The organism is Pectobacterium versatile (assembly GCF_020166435.1).
GTDB classification, from domain to species: domain Bacteria; phylum Pseudomonadota; class Gammaproteobacteria; order Enterobacterales; family Enterobacteriaceae; genus Pectobacterium; species Pectobacterium versatile.
Genome location: NZ_JAINZP010000003.1, coordinates 1 through 19,142, shown reverse-complemented (window position 1 = coordinate 19,142; position 19,142 = coordinate 1). Strand labels below are relative to the sequence as shown.

Here is a 19,142-nt window from a genome sequence, read left to right as displayed (position 1 = left end):
TTGCTAGAGGAAATTTTATTTCCTCGTAAAATCCCCCAAAACTAATTTCATTTGTCATCAAAAGCGCTGGTTGAGCAAAAAATTTCACCAAACTAAAAATAGAAAATAAGCGTTACGGTGAGTTGTAATTTCTTATTATCCTTCCATACTCTTATCTGGGTAGCCTCTTAATTTGCTGTTTTTCAATACCATTTTTATTTTGGCTATCTTTGTGACATTAAGGGCAAAAAACAGCAACAAACGGCTGACATAACCTTAATCATGTTTACAGTGCAGTAACCTTCCCGTAAAATGCCCGCTCGCGTAAAATGACAATAGAGCCCTTGTTATTGAGGTCGCTAGATGAGACTCAAGAAATACAATACAATTTTTGGGATGCTGTCTTTATTTGCAGCCACTGCTCTGCTGAGCGGTTGCGATATGGCGCTGATGAACCCCAAAGGAGAGATCGGGTTAGAGCAAAGATCGTTAATACTGACTGCCATCGGGCTGATGTTGATCGTTGTGATTCCCGTTATCGTTATGACGATAGCTTTTGCCTGGAAGTTCCGTGCTTCCAATGAAAAGGCAAAATATACCCCGAACTGGTCACACTCCAATAAGATAGAAGCAGTAGTTTGGACTGTACCAATTATCATTATCGTCATTCTTGGCACGATTACCTGGAAGACGACCCACTCGCTTGATCCCTATAAGCCACTGGTGTCAGACGTCAAACCTATCAATGTCGAAGTTGTTTCACTTGACTGGAAATGGCTGTTTGTTTACCCGGACCTGGGTATCGCGACGGTTAACGAACTGGCTTTCCCTGCCAACGTACCTGTTGCGTTCAAGATCACATCCGACTCCGTGATGAACTCCTTCTTCATCCCTCGTCTTGGCGGACAGATTTACGCCATGGCCGGAATGCAGACGAAGCTCCACTTGATCGCTAATGAACCGGGTAAGTATGACGGTATCTCTGGCGGCTATAGTGGTAAAGGCTTCTCTGGTATGAAGTTCACCGCGATTGCCACGCCAACTCAACAAGAGTTCGACCAGTGGGTTGCGAACGTTCGGTCGTCCCCTAAGACACTGAATACCATGGATGAATTCAACGCGTTGGCTAAACCAAGCGAATTCCATCCTGTCGAATACTTCTCCACTGTCCAGCCGGATTTGTTCAATAATATTATTCGCAAATTCACAGGCAACGACATGAACATGCAACATCATGGTGAAGGCATGAAGCCCGACGAAAACATGCAACATGGTGAGGGTATGAACATGGGCGAGCATGGCTCGCACAAAGGAGCCGAGGGATAATACGATGTTCGGAAAACTTACACTCGATGCGGTTCCGTATCACGAACCCATTATTATGGTCACCGTGGCGGCAATCATCGTTGGCGGCCTTGCGCTGCTGGCGGCAATAACCTATTTAGGTAAGTGGAAATGGCTGTGGGCCGAGTGGTTCACATCCGTAGACCACAAGAAAATCGGTATCATGTACATCATCGTCGGCCTGGTGATGATGATACGTGGTTTTGCCGATGCCATCATGATGCGTGGCCAGCAGGTGCTAGCCTCCGCCGGGCAAGAAGGCTTCCTAAACGCTCACCACTACGATCAGATCTTCACCGCACACGGTGTCATCATGATCTTCTTTGTGGCAACCCCGTTCGTTGTTGGCTTGATGAACCTTGCGGTTCCCTTGCAGATCGGTGCGCGTGACGTTGCTTTCCCCTTCCTGAACTCCCTCAGCTTCTGGCTGTTTGTGGCTGGCGTTATCTTGATCAACCTCTCTCTCGGGGTGGGTGAGTTTGCGCAAACCGGCTGGGTGGCGTATCCGCCGCTTTCAGGAAAGGAGTACAGTCCCGGCGTCGGGGTCGATTACTGGATATGGAGTCTACAGATATCCGGTATAGGTACCACGCTGACAGGTGTTAACTTCTTCGCTACGATTCTGAAGATGCGCGCACCGGGCATGACGCTGATGAAAATGCCAGTATTTACCTGGACGGCACTGTGTACCAACGTGCTGATCATTGCTGCATTCCCGATATTGACCGTTACCATTGCGCTGCTGACGCTTGACCGTTACCTCGGCACCCATTTCTTTACCAATGATATGGGTGGCAACATGATGATGTACATCAACCTGATTTGGGCATGGGGTCATCCTGAGGTTTACATTCTGGTACTGCCAGTCTTCGGTATTTACTCCGAAGTGGTTGCGACCTTCTGTAAAAAACGGCTGTTTGGCTACACCTCACTGGTGTGGGCAACGATTGCGATTACGGTTCTGTCGTTCATCGTTTGGTTGCACCACTTCTTTACCATGGGGTCCGGCGCGAACGTCAACGCCTTCTTTGGTATAGCCACCATGATTATTTCAATCCCGACTGGGGTTAAAATCTTCAACTGGCTGTTCACCATGTATCAAGGCCGTATCGAATCCAACTCCGCGATGCTGTGGACCACGGGCTTCATCATCACCTTCACCATCGGTGGGATGACTGGGGTACTGCTGGCTGTACCAGGCGCGAACTTTGTCCTGCACAACAGTCTGTTCCTGATTGCTCACTTCCATAACGTGATCATCGGCGGCGTGGTGTTCGGTTGCTTCGCAGGTATTACTTACTGGTTCCCGAAAGCGTTTGGCTTCACCCTGAACGAAACCTGGGGTAAGCGCGCATTCTGGTTCTGGATTATCGGCTTCTTCGTTGCCTTCATGCCACTGTATGTCCTCGGCTTCATGGGAATGACGCGCCGTCTGAGCCAGCAAATCAACCCTGAGTTCCACGCTTTACTTGTTGTGGCTTCCATCGGTGCGGCATTAATCGGTATCGGCGTACTGTGTCAGGTTATGCAGTTCTACGTCAGTATCCGTGACCGTAACCAGAACCGCGATCTGACGGGCGACCCGTGGGGTGGACGTACGCTGGAGTGGGCAACCTCTTCTCCTGCACCGTTCTATAACTTCGCTATCGTGCCACACATCAACGATCGTGATGCGTTCTGGGAAGCGAAAGAGAAAGGTGAAGCTTACAAGCGCCCTGCCAGTTATGAAGAGATTCATATGCCGAAAAATACCGGCGCTGGTGTGATTATCTCTGCATTCAGCCTGGTATTCGGTTTTGCCATGATCTGGCATATCTGGTGGCTTGCTATCGCTGGCTTCGCTGGCATGATTGTGACCTGGATTGTGCATAGCTTTAATCAAGACGTGGATTACTACGTGCCGGTTAAAGAAATTGAGCAAATTGAGAATCAGAATTTTGATCAACTCAGTAAGGCAGGCGTGAAACATGTCAACTGAAACTCTGACTAACCACAATACTGCCCATGCCGAGCATGGGCACCACGACGCAGGAGCCAACAAAGTATTCGGCTTCTGGGTCTACCTGATGAGCGACCTGATCATTTTCGGGTCACTGTTCGCAACCTATGCGGTACTGGTTAACGGTACTGCGGGTGGCCCAAGCGGGAAGGACCTTTTCCAACTGCCTTTCGTGCTGGTGGAAACGTTCGCGCTGTTGTTCAGTAGTATTACCTACGGCATGGCGATGATCGCCATGAATAAGGGCAACAAATCTAAGGTTAATACCTGGTTAGGCGTGACCTTCCTGTTCGGTCTGGTGTTTATCGGGATGGAAATCTATGAATTCCATCACCTGATCGTTGAAGGCTATGGCCCAGATCGCAGCGCGTTCCTGTCTGCCTTCTTCGCACTGGTCGGCACCCACGGACTGCACGTAACGGGCGGTCTGATCTGGTTGGTCATCATGATGATTCAGGTGTCCAAGCGTGGCCTGACTGCAACCAATAAAACGCGTCTGATGTGCCTGAGCCTGTTCTGGCACTTCCTCGACGTGGTATGGATCTGTGTCTTCACCGTTGTTTATCTGCTGGGGGCAATGTAATGAGTCATTCAACAACCGATCATGCAGGTGCCAGCCACGGCAGCGTGAAGTCATATGTGATAGGTTTTGTTCTGTCGGTGATTTTGACAGTGATTCCTTTCAGTATGGTCATGAGCGGCACAGCCTCACATAGCGCCATTCTTTTCACGGTGGTGGGATGTGCCGTTGTTCAGATTCTGGTACATCTGGTGTACTTCCTGCACCTGAATACGTCCTCAGAAGAGCGCTGGAACGTGGTGGCTCTTGTGTTTGCCGTCCTGATTATCGCTATTGTCGTCGTGGGCTCCATCTGGATTATGATGAGCGCACACCACAATATGATGATCCAGTAACAGAGCCGTAAAAGATGATTAAGCAATACCTGCAAGTTACTAAACCAGGAATTATTTTCGGAAATCTGATTTCCGTTATCGGTGGATTTCTCCTTGCGGCCCAAGGCCGCATTGATTATCCCCTGTTTTTCGCCACCCTCGTGGGTGTGTCGTTAGTCGTTGCATCTGGCTGCGTGTTTAACAACGTCATTGACCGCGACATCGACAAGAAAATGGAGAGAACCAAAAATCGGGTTCTGGTAAAGGGACTGATTTCGCTGAAGGTAACGCTGGTTTACGCATCGCTGTTAGGTATTGCGGGCTTTGCTCTGCTCTACATCGCGGCTAACCCGCTGGCCATGTGGCTGGCGGTGATGGGCTTCGTCGTGTATGTCGGTGTGTATAGCCTGTACATGAAGCGGCATTCTGTTTATGGCACGCTGATTGGCAGCCTGTCCGGCGCGGCACCACCGGTTATCGGTTACTGTGCCGTCAGCAACCAGTTCGATGCTGGCGCGTTGATTCTGCTGCTGATCTTTAGCCTGTGGCAGATGCCGCATTCATACGCGATTGCGATTTTCCGCTTCAAGGATTATCAGGCCGCCAACATCCCGGTACTGCCGGTTGTGAAAGGCATCTCCGTTGCGAAACACCACATCACGCTGTACATCGTGGCGTTTGCGGTAGCGACTCTGATGCTGTCTCTCGGCGGCTATGCCGGCTATAAATATCTGATCGTTGCCGCAGCAGTTAGCGTCTGGTGGTTGGGTATGGCGCTGTCAGGCTATAAAAATGCGATTGATGACCGCGTGTGGGCAAGAAAACTGTTTGTTTTCTCCATTGTCGCGATTACCTCGCTGAGCGTCATGATGTCTGTGGATTCAATGGCACCAGCGCATGAAATCATGCTGACCTACCTGCGTTAATCACAAGCAGCGTTACATGCATTAAGAAAAACAGGTGGCTCGTCCACCTGTTTCTTCTTCTGCCCTCCCCCGCCTCTCCTCCGCCAAATCACGTAACAAACCTATCGTTTACTGTCTGGCCAATAACGCACTAAAATAGCGCCAATTGTTTTCCGAGGTACACATGAACGATAATAAAATGACCCCTGGCGAATTACGTGCCACATGGGGCTTGGGAGCCGTTTTTTCACTACGCATGCTTGGCATGTTCATGGTGTTGCCTGTCCTGACGACTTACGGCATGGCCTTACAAGGTGCCAGTGAAGCGCTGATCGGTATTGCGATTGGTATTTATGGCTTAATGCAGGCTATTTTCCAGATTCCCTTTGGTTTGGTCTCCGATCGTATCGGCAGAAAACCGCTGATCGTCGGGGGGCTGCTGATATTTGCACTCGGCAGCGTCATCGCCGCACTAAGCGACTCCATCTGGGGCATCATCCTTGGTCGGGCATTGCAGGGCGCTGGCGCGATTTCTGCCGCCGTCATGGCGCTGCTTTCCGACCTGACGCGTGAGCAGAACCGAACTAAAGCGATGGCGTTTATCGGCGTTAGCTTCGGCGTCACTTTTGCTATCGCGATGGTTCTGGGGCCAATCATTGCTCATGCCTTCGGTTTACAGGCGCTCTTCTGGGGCATCGCCCTTCTGTCACTCGCTGGCATTGTCATCACGCTGACGCTGATCCCTTCCGCACCTGAACACGTTCTGAATCGAGAATCGGCGATGGTACGCGGCAGTTTCCGCAAAGTGCTCAGCAATAGCCGCCTGCTGAAACTGAATATCGGCATTATGTGTCTGCATATTTTATTGATGTCGAGCTTTGTCGCCCTCCCCCGCGTAATGGAATCTGTGGGCTTGCCGCCGCAGGACCATTGGAAAGTCTATCTGGTCACGATGCTGATCTCTTTTGTCGGTGTCGTGCCTTTCATCATTTATGCTGAAGTGAAAAGACGAATGAAGCAGGTCTTCATCGGCTGTATCGTGGTGCTGATCGCCGCAGAGGTTGTCTTATGGGCGGCGGGTAACCATCTTTGGCAAATTATCATCGGCGTACAGCTGTTCTTCCTAGCCTTCAACGTCATGGAAGCCCTACTACCATCACTGATTAGCAAGGAATCACCTGCGGGATATAAAGGCACGGCGATGGGCGTTTACTCCACCACGCAGTTTATCGGTGTGGCAATTGGCGGAAGCATCGGCGGCGGGCTGTTTGAGCTTTATGGTGCCTCTGCCGTATTTATGGCTGGCGCGGCGATTGCGGCCATCTGGCTACTCGTCAGCGTCACCATGCAGGAGCCGCCTTATCTCAGTAGCCTGAGAATCGCGCTGTCCGATTTAGCATTGCAGGACAGTGAATTGGAACAGAAAATTCGCACCCAGCCCGGCGTGGCCGAAGTGGTTATCGTGCCGGATGAATACAGCGCCTATGTGAAGATCGACAACAAAAAGACCAATCGGCAGCAGTTAGAATTATTAGTGGGTCAATCCTAACGCACCATGCAAAAGGCCAGCTTTCGCTGGCCTTGCTGTTCATCAGCGGATGACTAAAAGCATCAATCGCGGAAGTTGGTAAACTGGAACGGCTGCCCCAGATTTCCGCCACGAATCAACGCCATCACGCCCTGCAAATCATCACGTGATTTACCGGTGACGCGAACCTGCTCACCTTGAATCTGCGCCTGCACTTTCAGCTTGCTGTCTTTAATCAGCTTGATGATTTGCTTAGCCAGCGTCGTTTCAATACCTTGCTTCAGCTTCGCTTCCACGCTGTACGTTTTTCCGCTGTGTTCCATTTCTTCTGGGATTTCCAGCGCACCGCCTTCAATACCTCGCTTAACCAGCTTTTCGCGCAGAATATCAACCAGCTGTTGTACCTGAAAATCTGACTCGCTGGCCACTTTGATACTCTGTGATTTCTCATTCAGTTCAAAGCTGGCCGGAACATTGCGAAAATCCCAACGGGTGCTCAGATCGCGCGTCGCATTTTCCACCGCGTTACGGACTTCCTGCATATCAATTTCCGAAACAATATCGAAAGATGGCATAATTCGCTCTCCTGACAAATTTGGCTGGCGAGCATAATAACCGCTCTTCTGCGATAAGCAAGATGCCAGACACGATCCCGATTTTTACGCGGCATCAGGTAAACAGCCCGAATAACACAAGATCACGATGTGAATGATAGCCTATGATGGCAGAACGACAGCGCCCGCATCAAATAAGGGAGACTCACATGAAAATCACCGTTCTTGGCTGTGGCGCGCTGGGTCAACTTTGGCTCGCCGCGTTACATCAGCAAGGGCATGATGTCCAAGGATGGCTGCGCATTCCGCAACCGTATTGTCCAGTCAATGTCACCCAGTTGGACGGTCAGCACTGTAATCTCAACCTGACGGCGAACGATCCCGATCATCTTGCCCAAAGCGAACTTCTGCTGGTGACGCTAAAAGCCTGGCAGGTTTCCGATGCCGTTACCGTGCTGTTGCCTCAGCTCAATCCGCATTGCACGATTCTGCTTTTACACAACGGGATGGGTACACGAGAAGAATTGCCGTCGCTGCAGCAGCCACTGGTACTCGGTATCACCACCCACGCAGCCCGACGCGACGCAAATAACGTCGTACACGTTGCGGCAGGTACAACGCATATCGGCACGTTTAATGGCGACAGTAGCCAAAGCCATTTAGCTGAAGTGCTACATCAGGCCTTACCGGATGTGGCTTGGCACACCAACATTAGCGCTACCTGCTGGCTGAAACTGGCGGCTAACTGCGTCATCAACCCGCTCACAGTGAAATATCACTGCACCAATGGCGAGCTTTCTGCGTACCCAGAACTGATTGCATCGCTTTGTCAGGAAGTGACCAGCGTCATGGAACGGGAAGGCTTCCATACATCGCGAGATAGCCTGCTGCTCTACGTGAATCAGATTATTCAGAACACCGCGGCAAACACCTCATCGATGTTGCAGGACATCATCGCTCAGCGACATACCGAAATTGACTACATTACCGGGTATTTACTGCACCGTGCGCGTCTCCACGGTCTGACGCTCCCCGAAAATGCCCGTCTGTTTGACTACATTAAGCACAAGGAAAATGATTATGACCGCATCGGCACTGGTGTGTCTGGCACCTGGTAGTGAAGAAACTGAAGCCGTCACGACCATCGATTTGCTTGTCCGAGCGGGTATTCAGGTCACACTTGCCAGTGTAGCCAGCGATGGCAATCTGGAAATCGTCTGCTCACGCGGGGTAAGGCTGCTGGCAGATGCCCCACTGGCTACCGTCGCCGATCGGCCTTTCGATGTGCTGGTGTTACCGGGCGGCCTGCAAGGTGCGGAGTGCTTCCGCGATAGCCCAATACTGGTGGAATGCATTCGACAAGCACATCTGGAAGGGAAAATTGTCGCTGCGATGTGTGCAACGCCTGCGCTAGTGCTGGAATATCATCAGCTGTTTCCCGTCGGAAACATGACGGGCTATCCCGCATTTAAGGATAAGATTGCACCAGAAAAATGGATGGAAAAGCGCGTCGTCTACGATCCACGTGTGAATCTGTTAACCACGCAAGGGCCAGGTACCAGCATGGATTTCGCACTGAAGATCATTGATTTACTGCTGGGAAAAGAAAAAGCCGCCGAGGTTGCTGAGCAGCTTATCCTGCCGCCGGGAATTCATAATTATCGCGATTAAGACTGACGAAAAAGGCGCTTGCGCACGTTCTGTCGTTGATAAACCTATTTGGGGAACGAAAACGGTGATAATGGAATAGAAGAGTAAAGCGTCCGCGCCAAGGATGGCGCGGCTCGAGCTTACATGGACGTACTTGCAGCGTCTTTACGATCTATCCATTATCACCGCTCGACGCACTTTGTCAGCAAGCCTAAGGCGCTTACGCGCCTTATTCCTATTACGGACGGTATACCTTCACATTGCTGAAACCTTGCTCACGCAGGTACAGCGCCTGCAAGCGGCTCATCACGCCACGCTCGCAGTAAAGTAGATAGGTTTTGCTCTGATCCAAATCGCCAAACTGCGTACCCAGCTTGTAGAACGGTAAAGATTTGATTTCGATCTGATCCAGCTCAAGCGGCTTATCGTCCTGTTCATCCGGCGCGCGGATATCCAACAGCACGTCAGTTGGCGCAAACGACGCGACCGTTTCGACTTCAACCACATCTTGCTTGGTCTGCTCGGCGATCTCACGGATATCAATATTCCGTGCTTCACTCACCACGCGATCCAGGATAGCAAAATCAAAGTGGCCTTCTTCGGCCTCAATCTTCGCTTTTACTGCCTTCACCGTCGGGCTTTTAGAGATCACACCACAGTATTCCGGCATCGTTTTGGCGAAATCTTCCGTCCCCAGCTCACGAGCCTGTTTGATAATGTGCTCTTTATCATGGGAAATCAGCGGGCGCAGAATCAGGGTATCAGAAGCATTATCGATCAAACGCAGGTTGGTTAGCGTCTGACTGGACACCTGCCCTAACGCTTCGCCGGTCACCAGCGCCTGAACACCGTAACGCTCAGCAACTTTGGAGGCCGCACGTACCATCATGCGTTTTAAGACGACACCCATCTGGCCGTCGTCAACCTTCTCCAGAATTTCACCCACGACAGGATCGAAATCGATAGCAATAAAACGCACCCGATGCGAGCTACCAAAACGGCTCCACAGATAGTGTGCTACCTGCTTCACACCGATCTCATGTGCTGCACCGCCAAGGTTGAAGAAGCAGTAATGCACGCGGCATCCACGACGCATCAACATATAGCTGGATACGCCAGAGTCGAAACCACCAGAAATCAGTGATAACACATCTTCCTGCGTACCGATTGGGTAACCACCGATCCCTTCGCTGCGGCCTTTAATCAGCAGCAGGCGATCCTGCTCGATTTCCAGATGCACGGTGACCTGCGGTGTCGTGAGGTTAACTCGCGCCGTTTCAATGTGCTGGTTCAAACCGCCGCCGACGTAGCGCTCCACGTCCTGAGAGCTAAACTCATGCTTACCGCGGCGTTTCACTCGCACACAAAACGTCTTGCCTTCCAACCGCTCACGATACAACGCCAGCGCCTGTTCAAAGATGTTATGTACATCGGTATAAGAATGATCTTCAACTTCCAGAATATGGTGAATACCCGGAATTCTTGTTAGCGCATCACGAATCGCTCCACGCTGATTTTCATCTTTGGCACGAACTTCGATATGATCCCAGTGACGGACAACCGCCAGCGTTTCATCATAGTGTTTTAATACGTTGCGAATGTTTCCGGTTAGAATCTTGATAAAGCGCAACCGAACAGATTGGCTCTTGATGGTGATTTCCGGGAACAATTTAATGATAAACTTCATGGTGGCTGTCGTTACTTGGTCAGAAAGGCGTAAATAAATTTACCCTGAGCACTAAAATCACGTTATCGGTAAAATCAACCAGAACAGAGATGATTTTACCAATAGCATCCAGGGCGCGGAGTATATCATTATATGAAGATATACTGTGCGCTTTAACCGTATAATTGTTGCGCATTCACAGATGACCACACGCAACACCACGCTCTGCCGCCACAAGCCAACGGCGTATAACACCAGGATTCTGAAACCACTATGCCTAAGAAGACCGAGCAGCCAGTCAGCTTTGAACGCTCGCTGAACGAACTGGAAAAAATCGTTACCCGCCTCGAATCAGGCGAGCTGCCGCTGGACGATGCACTAAATGAGTTTGAGCACGGCATCCAACTCGCTCGCCAAGGTCAGCAAAAACTGCAACAAGCAGAACAGCGCGTACAAATCCTGCTAAGCGACGATCCCGATGCGTCGCTGTCACCGTTTACACCGGATAACGACTCGCTATGACCGATTTCAGCACGCAATTGAATGCGCATTACCAACGCACTAACCGTATGTTGGGGCATTTCATCGCCAGCCTCCCCTTTCAGAGTAGTCCACTGGTCAATGCGATGGAGTATGGCTCACTCTTAGGAGGCAAACGCCTGCGTCCGTTTCTGGTTTATACTACTGGTGAACTGTTTGGCATGTCGTTAGAGAGTCTGGATGCCCCTGCTGCGGCAGTCGAATGTATCCATGCTTATTCATTGATTCATGACGATCTACCTGCAATGGACGACGACGATTTACGCCGTGGACAGCCAACCTGTCACATCAAGTTTGGCGAAGCGAATGCCATTTTGGCAGGCGATGCATTGCAAACGCTGGCATTTTCCATTTTGGCCGATGCACCGATGCCGCAGGTCTCTGACCGTGATCGACTGGCAATGATTTCAGAATTGGCTCACGCCAGTGGCGTAGCGGGCATGTGCGGTGGTCAGGCTTTCGATCTGGAAGCAGAGGGCCATCAGGTCGATCTGGCCGCGTTAGAACGGATTCATCGCCACAAAACCGGTGCATTGATTCGTGCCGCTGTCCGACTAGGCGCACTGGCAGCCGGCGAAACAGGCCGCGCCGCGTTGCCCCATCTGGATCGTTACGCTAACGCAATTGGGCTCGCTTTTCAGGTTCAGGACGATATTCTCGATGTTGTTGGCGACAGCGCGACAACAGGCAAACGTCAGGGTGCAGACCAGCAGTTAGGTAAAAGCACCTATCCCAGCTTACTGGGGCTAGATAACGCACGAAAAAAAGCACAGGAGCTCTATCAGGAATCACTGGCATCGCTGGACGATCTCGTCGCATCCAGCCCGATTCCGCTGAATATTGCCCCACTACAAGCGCTGGCGAATTTCATCGTTGAACGCGATAAGTAATTACCTAATGAGTCTCTAATGAGTTTTGATACCGCGAAGTACCCTACATTGGCGTTAGTGGAAACACCGGATGAGCTTCGGTTGTTGCCGAAAGAGAGCCTGCCAAAGCTGTGCGATGAGCTGCGCCAATATCTGCTGGACAGCGTCAGCCGTTCAAGCGGCCATTTTGCTTCAGGGTTAGGGACGGTTGAATTAACGGTTGCACTGCATTACGTCTATAACACCCCTTTCGATCATCTGGTGTGGGATGTCGGCCATCAGGCTTATCCGCACAAGATCATTACCGGCCGTCGCGAACGTATTTCAACGATCCGTCAAAAAGGCGGTTTGCACCCTTTCCCATGGCGTGATGAAAGCGAATATGACGTATTAAGCGTCGGGCATTCATCCACTTCAATCAGTGCCGGACTGGGCATGGCCGTTGCGGCCGAGCGTGAAGGCAAAGGCCGCCGTACCGTTTGTGTGATCGGCGACGGCGCGATTACCGCAGGCATGGCCTTTGAGGCGATGAACCATGCGGGCGACATCAAATCCGATCTGCTGGTGGTGCTGAACGACAATGAAATGTCGATTTCAGAAAACGTCGGCGCACTGAACAACCATCTGGCGCAGCTGCTATCCGGCAAGCTCTACGCCAGCCTGCGCGAAGGCGGCAAAAAGGTCTTATCTGGTCTGCCGCCCATCAAAGAGCTGGTGAAACGCACCGAAGAGCATCTTAAAGGCATGGTCGTGCCGGGCACGCTATTTGAGGAATTGGGTTTTAACTATATCGGCCCGGTTGACGGTCATGACGTTCAGGCGCTGGCGCATACGCTGAAGAACATGCGTAATCTGAAAGGCCCTCAGCTTCTGCACATCATGACGAAAAAAGGCAAGGGCTATGCCCCTGCCGAGCAGGATCCGATCAGCTGGCACGCGGTGCCGAAATTCGATCCGGCCAGCGGTACGCTACCGAAAAGCAAAGAAGGCGCGCAACCCACCTATTCCAAAATCTTCGGTCAATGGCTACAGGAAACGGCTGCCAAAGACAGCAAGCTCATGGCTATCACGCCTGCCATGCGTGAAGGTTCAGGCATGGTGCAATTCTCCCGCGACTACCCACAGCAATATTTTGACGTTGCGATTGCCGAACAGCATGCCGTAACGTTTGCTGCCGGTCTGGCTGTCGGTGGTTATCATCCGGTTGTCGCCATTTACTCGACTTTCCTGCAACGCGCTTACGATCAGGTCATCCACGATGTGGCGATCCAGAATCTACCAGTTCTGTTTGCTATCGATCGCGGCGGTATTGTTGGTGCAGATGGACAAACTCATCAGGGTGCGTTCGATCTCTCTTTCTTACGCTGTATCCCGAACATGATCATCATGACACCCAGCGATGAAAATGAGTGTCGCCAGATGTTGCACACGGGCTATCACTACCAGAAAGGTCCTACGGCGGTGCGCTATCCACGGGGAAATGGTACGGGTACGGAACTGACGCCACTATCAGAGCTGCCAATCGGTAAAGGTGTGGTGCGACGTCAAGGCGAAACGATCGCGATTCTGAACTTCGGTACGCTATTGCCGGAAGCTCAGGCTGCGGCAGAAAAGCTAAACGCCACCCTCGTCGATATGCGCTTTGTGAAACCGCTGGATGAAGCGTTACTTGAAGAGCTGGCGCAGTCTCACAGCACATTTGTGACGCTGGAAGAGAATGCGGTTATGGGCGGTGCAGGGAGCGGTGTGAATGAATTCCTGATGGCGAAACGCCTTGCCGTCTCGGTGCTGAACATTGGGCTACCGGACGTCTTTATTCCACAAGGTTCTCAGGAAGAAATCCGTGTCGATCTGGGTCTGGATGCCGCGGGTATCGAGCGCAGAATTACGCAGTGGATGGAATAAGCGACTCACAATAACCGGGGCACATGGCCCCGGTTCAATAATAATGTCAGTGATTCAATAACGCAGTAACGTCAGAATATCGGCCAGTGATAGCCGATGAAATAGATAATTCCCGCAGAGATCACCCCCGCGACGATATCGTCGATCATGATGCCCATACCGCCATGCACGTTGCGATCGAACCAGCGAATCGGCCAGGGTTTCCAGATATCCAGACAGCGGAAGACGACAAACCCTGCCGCCACCCATTGCCAGTTATCCACCGGGATCGCCATCAGGGTAATCCACATACCGACAAACTCGTCCCAGACGATGCTACCGTGATCGTGAACGCCCATATCTTTCGCGGTCTGATGACACAGGTAAACACCGATACAAATGCTCAGCATGACCAACAGCGAATACAATTCAAGCGGCAGGAACGACATGACGTACCACAGTGGAATCGCCGCCAATGACCCTACCGTACCCGGCATCCAGGGAGACAGACCGCTGCCAAACCCGGTTGCCATCAGGTGCCACGGGTTACTCAGCCGTAAGCGGCGTTTTGCCACTTCAGCACCTTTCGCCTTGTTCGCAGAGTCAGTTTTGCTCGCTAAAATGGTCATACCCCTTCCAGTTCAGCTCGGTCGCTTTATTATCCCTGAAAAAGCGTAGCCCTTCAGAGGAAGGCCCGATTTGCCCGATGCAGGTGTAGTCAGCGCCGAGATGCCCCAAGGCCAGTTCCAGCGCACCGCGGTTAATTTCCGGCACGGTAAAGCACAGCTCATAATCTTCGCCGCCAGATAGCGCCCAACGCAGCGCCTGCTCTTCATCGACGCAGCCCCGCAGCCAATCAGATTGTGGGATCACATCCAGATTAATACGCGCGCCGCACTCGCTGGCTTTAAGTATATGCTGTAGATCGGAGATGAGGCCGTCAGAAAGATCGATGGCCGAGCTGGCAAGATCGCGCAACGCCTGCCCTTGCAGGATTCTCGGCTGAGGACGGAGGTGACGTTGGAGCAGTCTCTGACGCGTCTCTTCATCCTCAACGTGCAGTGTATTCTGGAGGATAGCCAGACCCGCCGCGCTGTCGCCTAATGAGCCAGTAACATAAATCCAGTCACCAATTCTGGCCCCACGACGCGTCAACGCCCGACCTGCTGGCACCAGACCGTGGATAGTCAGCGTCAGGCTCAGTGGGCCGCGCGTCGTATCACCCCCCACCAGTTGCATACCATAATAATCAAGCAGCTCAAACAAGCTGTCGCTGTACGCGGATAGCCACTGGCTATTGCTTTTAGGTAGGGTAATGGCCAGAGAAAGCCAGGCAGGATCGGCCCCCATTGCAGCCAGATCGCTTAAATTGACCGCCAGAGATTTGTAACCCAGATCGGCGGGATCGATATCAGGTAGGAAATGAACGCCAGATACCAGCGTGTCGGTACTCACCGCCAGCATCTGCTTATCTGCCACCGTCAGTAACGCACAGTCATCACCGATGCCTAACTCAACATCGCGACGTGAACTTCGGACCCGATTAAAATAGCGGGCAATAAGGTCAAACTCACCTTCAACCATAACCTTTCCAGCCAGCCTATCATTCAAAAGCGATCAGGGCCGGATATCCGGCCCTGATTCGATTCGTTTTACTTCTTGCCTTTCCGTACACTCGGAGCAGCTTTGTCTAGCACGCCATTCACAAACTTATGGCTATCTTCAGCACCGAAGATTTTAGCCAGTTCGATGGCCTCGTTAATCGCCACCTTGTAAGGAACGTCTTCGCGCTTGCTCAGCTCAAACATCGCCAAACGCAGAATCGCTTTTTCAACCTGTCCCAATTCCTCAATTTGACGAGACAGGAAAGGCGCCATCAGTTGATCAAGCTTCTCAGCCTGAGTGGCAACACCCGCCAGCAATTCGCGGAAATAGGTAATGTCGACATCTTTGACATCCTGCTCGCTCAGGAATTGGTGTTCAACATCGGCAATATCATTTTTAGATAACTGCCAAGAGTAAAGCGCTTGAACCGCACATTCACGAGCGCGGCGACGAGCAGCAGGTTTCACGGAATTCCCCTTACTTAATCAGGCTTACTTAATCGCTTTCAATACATTAATCATTTCTAGCGCGGTCAAGGCAGCTTCAGCACCTTTGTTCCCCGCTTTCGTACCGGCACGCTCAATCGCCTGCTCAATGCTTTCCGTCGTCAGAACGCCGAAAGCAACAGGGATTTCACTGTCCATCGCAACAGAGGACAGGCCTGAGCTACATTCGCCAGCAACAAATTCAAAATGCGCTGTTCCACCACGGATGACCGTTCCCAGAGCAATCACGGCATCATATCCGCCATTTTTCGCGCTTTTGGTCAGCGCACGAACCGTCAATGGCAGTTCGTAAGCACCCGGCACCCAGACAACGGTGATGTTTTCGTCTTTAACCTGACCGATGCGTTTCAATGCATCAATCGCACCGTCCAGCAGGCTGTCGTTAATAAAATGGTTAAAACGCGCAATCGCAATCGCCACACGGGCATTAGGAGTAGCAACAACACCTTCAATAACGTTCATAGCATTCCTTGTATCTGGTCTTTATGGCCCGCTAGGGGGGCGGATTCTATCATAATTTTTGTTGGCACGTATCCGGTTTTGTCAGACCTGCACCACGTATTTACATACACATCAGAATTTAGGTTTCAGGCACAATCGCAAATCTGGGCCAATCTGGCGAACGTCTGCGATATCAAATTCCGGTGCCTGAGACAGTTGGTCAAGCCCAGGCAAGAGGCACAGCGAACGGGCATTTTCACCCAACAGTTTAGGGGCAAGATAAACGATAAGTTCATCAACAACGCCAGCATTAAGTAGCGCACCAGCCAGACTGGCCCCAGCTTCGACCCAAACGGAGTTAATCTGCCGTCTCCCCAGCACCATCATCAGCGCCACCAGATCAACACCGCCATTGTGCTGCGGTAGCATGACTTGTTCAACGCTCTGCGGCCACGCTTGTTCACCCGCCTGCACCCGCGCCAGCCAGGTCTCACCCGGTTGGCTAACAATACGATGCTGTGGCGTGACGCGCTGTTTACTGTCTACAATCACCCGCACGGGCTGCCTGAGATCCACTTCTGAATAGCGTTTCTGCACATCAGTACCCAGCTCTGACCAGCGTACGGTAAGCGAGGGATCGTCAGCTAACACCGTCGCACTGCTGCTCAGAATCGCTGCGCTCTCCGCACGAAAGCGCTGCACATCCTGACGCGCCTGCGGTGAAGTGATCCACTGACTTTCTCCCGACGCCATCGCAGTTCGGCCATCCAAAGACGCCGCCATTTTGAGCTGCACGTAAGGAAAGCCCGTCCGCATGCGTTTCAGGAAACCTACATTCACTTTCTCTGCTTCGGCCATCATCAAACCATGGCTGACGGCAATCCCCGCTTGCTGTAAGCGATGCAAACCACGACCCGCCACCTGTGGATTCGGATCCTGCATCGCAGCAACCACGCGGGAAACACCAGCAGTAATCAATGCATCGGCACAAGGCGGCGTTCGCCCATGGTGGCTACAGGGTTCCAACGTGACGTAAGCCGTCGCGCCACGCGCACGTTCCCCCGCCATTCTCAGCGCATGCACCTCAGCGTGGGGTTCACCAGCACGAAAATGATAGCCTTCACCTACAATTTCGCCATCACGAACAATCACACAGCCAACATTGGGGTTGGGTGCTGTCGTGAAACAACCACGGCGCGCCAGCTCTAACGCGCGCGCCATGTATAATTCATCCTGCGGCAAGTGGCCGTTTTCCTGAAAAACGCTCATTCCCGAACCTCTTATCTCTGTCGCGTTGACGCGGCTTAATCCTGCAAACGCGCAATCTCTTCGCCAAATTCGCGGATATCTTCAAAGCTGCGATACACCGATGCAAAGCGGATATAAGCCACTTTATCCAGCTTTCTCAACGCTTCCATCACCAGATTCCCCACCATCTTGGTGGTAACCTCACGTTCTCCGGTAGCACGAAGATGAGATTTAATGTGATTAATCGCCATTTCGACGTCATCAGAACTGACTGGCCTTTTTTCCAGCGCTTTCAGCATGCCGCTACGCAATTTATCTTCATTAAAGGGCTCGCGCACTTCATTGCTTTTGATAACTCGCGGCATCACCAGTTCAGCCACTTCAAACGTGGTGAAGCGTTCATGACAAACCAGACACTGCCGACGACGACGGACTTGCGAACCTTCGCCGACCAGACGGGAATCAATGACTTTGGTATCAACAGCGGAACAAAACGGGCAATGCATGATGTGTCCTGACCAGTAATCCTTAACGTAGCGACAGTTTACCCTGAATTAACGGACTAACCAAAACTCCTGATCCACGTTGCGAAGGGTTTCGCATCTCTCTCGGTAATAGGATGAAAAAAGCTGTCTCACCTATGACTTAGGCTTAATCGCAGCTAAACTCAGCAACAGGGATCAACGGATCAATGAATAAAACATCGAAAGGGGAACCACAGATATGAGAACCCGATATCGCGTACTGACCTTCCTGCCAGCGCTACTCTTGCTCGCAGGGTGCGCTGAACAGCGCCAGATGCCCAAATTGCAGAACCAGGTAGGTCAACTCAATCAGCAATTACAAACGCTGACCGATCAGGCCACGGCATTAGAGCGACAAAATGCGTTGAATTCTCAGTCCACCTCCGGCGTTTATTTACTGCCTGCCGCGCAAACCAGCACTGTATTGGAAAGCAGTATTGGCAGACTCAACGTATCGTTACGCAATATCGAGACTGAAGCGAACGGAACAAGCGCGTTGCTACACATTCGTACGCTTGATGCGAAGGGGCTACCGGCCTTTGGCGCGCAGCTTGACTGGGGACGGCTCGACCCTGTGAGCGGGAAGCCTTTAACGGGCGACACACAAACACAATCGTTTGTCGTCTCCCCTACTCTGTTACCAAAAGCCGAAGCGATTATTGAATTGCGCCTGAGCGGCCTGTCGCCGGAAGAACTCGGCTTTGTTCGTTTACATCAGGTTCAGGAAATACAGAGTCCGCCACCCGTTGCCGCAACCGAGTCCCCTTGATATATCCTTCATACTTCAAGCTGCATGTACGTTGGCTTTCCTCGCTCACCCCAGTCACTTACTGATGTAAGCTCCTGGGGATTAATGAGAGACATACTGTCTCTCACCGGAGGTCAGCCTTTGGCTGCTCAAATTCGTCTTTGACGAATTTGTCACTGTGTCGCCGCCTGCATGCAACTCGAATTATTTAGGATATACGCGCATTTCCCAGAGCTAAGATGCAAAAAACCCCGCAAT

The 19,142-nt window shown here is 51.7% G+C and carries 20 protein-coding genes; 12 read left to right on the top strand and 8 right to left on the bottom strand.

Annotation, left to right across the window (positions count from 1 at the left end; genetic code table 11):
- The first annotated feature begins 342 nt into the window (after nt 1-342).
- The 6 genes from cyoA (at nt 343) to K7X24_RS04930 (ending at nt 6,670) form a co-directional block, all read left to right on the top strand.
- On the top strand, nt 343-1,305 hold the full coding sequence (gene cyoA / locus K7X24_RS04955) for a cytochrome o ubiquinol oxidase subunit II (RefSeq protein WP_224553381.1): 963 nt from the start codon (nt 343-345) through the stop codon (nt 1,303-1,305).
- A 4-nt stretch (nt 1,306-1,309) separates the two neighbouring features.
- Nucleotides 1,310-3,301, top strand: coding sequence for a cytochrome o ubiquinol oxidase subunit I (gene cyoB / locus K7X24_RS04950; protein ID WP_103862982.1), 1,992 nt, complete (start codon nt 1,310-1,312; stop codon nt 3,299-3,301).
- Complete coding sequence (locus K7X24_RS04945; RefSeq protein WP_224553379.1) at nt 3,291-3,905, top strand: cytochrome o ubiquinol oxidase subunit III; 615 nt, start codon at nt 3,291-3,293, stop codon at nt 3,903-3,905. The genes cyoB and K7X24_RS04945 overlap by 11 nt, the downstream gene beginning before the upstream one ends.
- Nucleotides 3,905-4,237, top strand: a complete 333-nt coding sequence (locus K7X24_RS04940; protein ID WP_039490482.1) for a cytochrome o ubiquinol oxidase subunit IV — start codon at nt 3,905-3,907, stop codon at nt 4,235-4,237. The genes K7X24_RS04945 and K7X24_RS04940 overlap by 1 nt, the downstream gene beginning before the upstream one ends.
- A 14-nt stretch (nt 4,238-4,251) precedes the next feature.
- Nucleotides 4,252-5,142, top strand: coding sequence for a heme o synthase (gene cyoE, locus K7X24_RS04935; RefSeq protein WP_010282097.1), 891 nt, complete (start codon nt 4,252-4,254; stop codon nt 5,140-5,142).
- 163 nt (nt 5,143-5,305) lie between these two features.
- Nucleotides 5,306-6,670 carry an MFS transporter gene (locus K7X24_RS04930; protein WP_224553377.1) on the top strand — a complete coding sequence of 455 codons (1,365 nt, stop codon included), beginning with the start codon at nt 5,306-5,308 and terminating at the stop codon, nt 6,668-6,670.
- A gap of 62 nt (nt 6,671-6,732) precedes the next feature.
- Here the strand turns inward: K7X24_RS04930 and K7X24_RS04925 are convergent, their stop codons facing one another.
- Nucleotides 6,733-7,224 carry a YajQ family cyclic di-GMP-binding protein gene (locus K7X24_RS04925; protein WP_005976012.1) on the bottom strand — a complete coding sequence of 164 codons (492 nt, stop codon included), beginning with the start codon at nt 7,222-7,224 and terminating at the stop codon, nt 6,733-6,735.
- Nucleotides 7,225-7,412: 188 nt separating this feature from the next.
- Between K7X24_RS04925 and panE the strand changes: the two genes are divergently transcribed.
- Entirely contained in the window at nt 7,413-8,321 is a 909-nt protein-coding gene (gene panE, locus K7X24_RS04920) for a 2-dehydropantoate 2-reductase (RefSeq protein ID WP_103862979.1), read from the top strand.
- Nucleotides 8,284-8,874, top strand: coding sequence for a protein deglycase YajL (yajL, locus tag K7X24_RS04915; protein WP_039356137.1), 591 nt, complete (start codon nt 8,284-8,286; stop codon nt 8,872-8,874). The genes panE and yajL overlap by 38 nt, the downstream gene beginning before the upstream one ends.
- 217 nt (nt 8,875-9,091) lie before the next feature.
- Here the strand turns inward: yajL and thiI are convergent, their stop codons facing one another.
- Entirely contained in the window at nt 9,092-10,540 is a 1,449-nt protein-coding gene (gene thiI, locus K7X24_RS04910) for a tRNA uracil 4-sulfurtransferase ThiI (protein WP_224553376.1), read from the bottom strand.
- Between the two features lie 252 nt (nt 10,541-10,792).
- Between thiI and xseB the strand changes: the two genes are divergently transcribed.
- The 3 genes from xseB to dxs are packed head-to-tail and all read left to right on the top strand — an operon-like array spanning nt 10,793 to nt 13,833.
- Nucleotides 10,793-11,041 (top strand): exodeoxyribonuclease VII small subunit, encoded by a 249-nt coding sequence (gene xseB, locus K7X24_RS04905; RefSeq protein ID WP_224553374.1) that lies wholly within the window; start codon nt 10,793-10,795, stop codon nt 11,039-11,041.
- A complete protein-coding gene (ispA, locus tag K7X24_RS04900) occupies nt 11,038-11,949 on the top strand; it encodes a (2E,6E)-farnesyl diphosphate synthase (protein ID WP_010299087.1) in 912 nt (303 codons plus the stop codon). Before xseB ends, ispA begins: the two co-directional genes overlap by 4 nt.
- Nucleotides 11,950-11,967: 18 nt before the next feature.
- Nucleotides 11,968-13,833, top strand: a complete 1,866-nt coding sequence (dxs, locus tag K7X24_RS04895; protein WP_224553372.1) for a 1-deoxy-D-xylulose-5-phosphate synthase — start codon at nt 11,968-11,970, stop codon at nt 13,831-13,833.
- A gap of 71 nt (nt 13,834-13,904) precedes the next feature.
- Here the strand turns inward: dxs and pgpA are convergent, their stop codons facing one another.
- The 6 genes from pgpA to nrdR form a co-directional block, all read right to left on the bottom strand.
- Nucleotides 13,905-14,441 carry a phosphatidylglycerophosphatase A gene (gene pgpA / locus K7X24_RS04890; RefSeq protein WP_224553370.1) on the bottom strand — a complete coding sequence of 179 codons (537 nt, stop codon included), beginning with the start codon at nt 14,439-14,441 and terminating at the stop codon, nt 13,905-13,907.
- A complete protein-coding gene (gene thiL, locus K7X24_RS04885) occupies nt 14,416-15,396 on the bottom strand; it encodes a thiamine-phosphate kinase (RefSeq protein ID WP_224553368.1) in 981 nt (326 codons plus the stop codon). Before thiL ends, pgpA begins: the two co-directional genes overlap by 26 nt.
- Before the next feature lie 68 nt (nt 15,397-15,464).
- Nucleotides 15,465-15,884: a transcription antitermination factor NusB gene (nusB, locus tag K7X24_RS04880; RefSeq protein WP_010282066.1), complete on the bottom strand. Its 420-nt coding sequence runs from the start codon at nt 15,882-15,884 to the stop codon at nt 15,465-15,467.
- A gap of 24 nt (nt 15,885-15,908) precedes the next feature.
- Nucleotides 15,909-16,385, bottom strand: coding sequence for a 6,7-dimethyl-8-ribityllumazine synthase (gene ribE / locus K7X24_RS04875; RefSeq protein ID WP_103941805.1), 477 nt, complete (start codon nt 16,383-16,385; stop codon nt 15,909-15,911).
- 111 nt (nt 16,386-16,496) lie between these two features.
- Nucleotides 16,497-17,633 (bottom strand): bifunctional diaminohydroxyphosphoribosylaminopyrimidine deaminase/5-amino-6-(5-phosphoribosylamino)uracil reductase RibD, encoded by a 1,137-nt coding sequence (gene ribD, locus K7X24_RS04870; RefSeq protein WP_224553366.1) that lies wholly within the window; start codon nt 17,631-17,633, stop codon nt 16,497-16,499.
- A gap of 35 nt (nt 17,634-17,668) precedes the next feature.
- A complete protein-coding gene (gene nrdR, locus K7X24_RS04865) occupies nt 17,669-18,118 on the bottom strand; it encodes a transcriptional regulator NrdR (RefSeq protein WP_005975999.1) in 450 nt (149 codons plus the stop codon).
- 217 nt (nt 18,119-18,335) lie between these two features.
- Here nrdR and K7X24_RS04860 point away from each other — a divergent pair, with 217 nt between their 5' ends.
- Nucleotides 18,336-18,905: a DUF3251 domain-containing protein gene (locus tag K7X24_RS04860; RefSeq protein ID WP_103862973.1), complete on the top strand. Its 570-nt coding sequence runs from the start codon at nt 18,336-18,338 to the stop codon at nt 18,903-18,905.
- Nucleotides 18,906-19,142 lie beyond the last annotated feature (237 nt).

What these genes read in the sequence shown, in the direction of transcription:
- cyoA (WP_224553381.1), top strand. Translation starts at nt 343, where the DNA reads ATGAGACTCAAGAAATACAATACAATTTTTGGGATGCTGTCTTTATTT.
- cyoB (WP_103862982.1), top strand. Translation starts at nt 1,310, where the DNA reads ATGTTCGGAAAACTTACACTCGATGCGGTTCCGTATCACGAACCCATT.
- K7X24_RS04945 (WP_224553379.1), top strand. Translation starts at nt 3,291, where the DNA reads ATGTCAACTGAAACTCTGACTAACCACAATACTGCCCATGCCGAGCAT.
- K7X24_RS04940 (WP_039490482.1), top strand. Translation starts at nt 3,905, where the DNA reads ATGAGTCATTCAACAACCGATCATGCAGGTGCCAGCCACGGCAGCGTG.
- cyoE (WP_010282097.1), top strand. Translation starts at nt 4,252, where the DNA reads ATGATTAAGCAATACCTGCAAGTTACTAAACCAGGAATTATTTTCGGA.
- K7X24_RS04930 (WP_224553377.1), top strand. Translation starts at nt 5,306, where the DNA reads ATGAACGATAATAAAATGACCCCTGGCGAATTACGTGCCACATGGGGC.
- K7X24_RS04925 (WP_005976012.1), bottom strand. Translation starts at nt 7,224, where the DNA reads ATGCCATCTTTCGATATTGTTTCGGAAATTGATATGCAGGAAGTCCGT.
- panE (WP_103862979.1), top strand. Translation starts at nt 7,413, where the DNA reads ATGAAAATCACCGTTCTTGGCTGTGGCGCGCTGGGTCAACTTTGGCTC.
- yajL (WP_039356137.1), top strand. Translation starts at nt 8,284, where the DNA reads ATGACCGCATCGGCACTGGTGTGTCTGGCACCTGGTAGTGAAGAAACT.
- thiI (WP_224553376.1), bottom strand. Translation starts at nt 10,540, where the DNA reads ATGAAGTTTATCATTAAATTGTTCCCGGAAATCACCATCAAGAGCCAA.
- xseB (WP_224553374.1), top strand. Translation starts at nt 10,793, where the DNA reads ATGCCTAAGAAGACCGAGCAGCCAGTCAGCTTTGAACGCTCGCTGAAC.
- ispA (WP_010299087.1), top strand. Translation starts at nt 11,038, where the DNA reads ATGACCGATTTCAGCACGCAATTGAATGCGCATTACCAACGCACTAAC.
- dxs (WP_224553372.1), top strand. Translation starts at nt 11,968, where the DNA reads ATGAGTTTTGATACCGCGAAGTACCCTACATTGGCGTTAGTGGAAACA.
- pgpA (WP_224553370.1), bottom strand. Translation starts at nt 14,441, where the DNA reads ATGACCATTTTAGCGAGCAAAACTGACTCTGCGAACAAGGCGAAAGGT.
- thiL (WP_224553368.1), bottom strand. Translation starts at nt 15,396, where the DNA reads ATGGTTGAAGGTGAGTTTGACCTTATTGCCCGCTATTTTAATCGGGTC.
- ribE (WP_103941805.1), bottom strand. Translation starts at nt 16,385, where the DNA reads ATGAACGTTATTGAAGGTGTTGTTGCTACTCCTAATGCCCGTGTGGCG.
- ribD (WP_224553366.1), bottom strand. Translation starts at nt 17,633, where the DNA reads ATGAGCGTTTTTCAGGAAAACGGCCACTTGCCGCAGGATGAATTATAC.
- nrdR (WP_005975999.1), bottom strand. Translation starts at nt 18,118, where the DNA reads ATGCATTGCCCGTTTTGTTCCGCTGTTGATACCAAAGTCATTGATTCC.
- K7X24_RS04860 (WP_103862973.1), top strand. Translation starts at nt 18,336, where the DNA reads ATGAGAACCCGATATCGCGTACTGACCTTCCTGCCAGCGCTACTCTTG.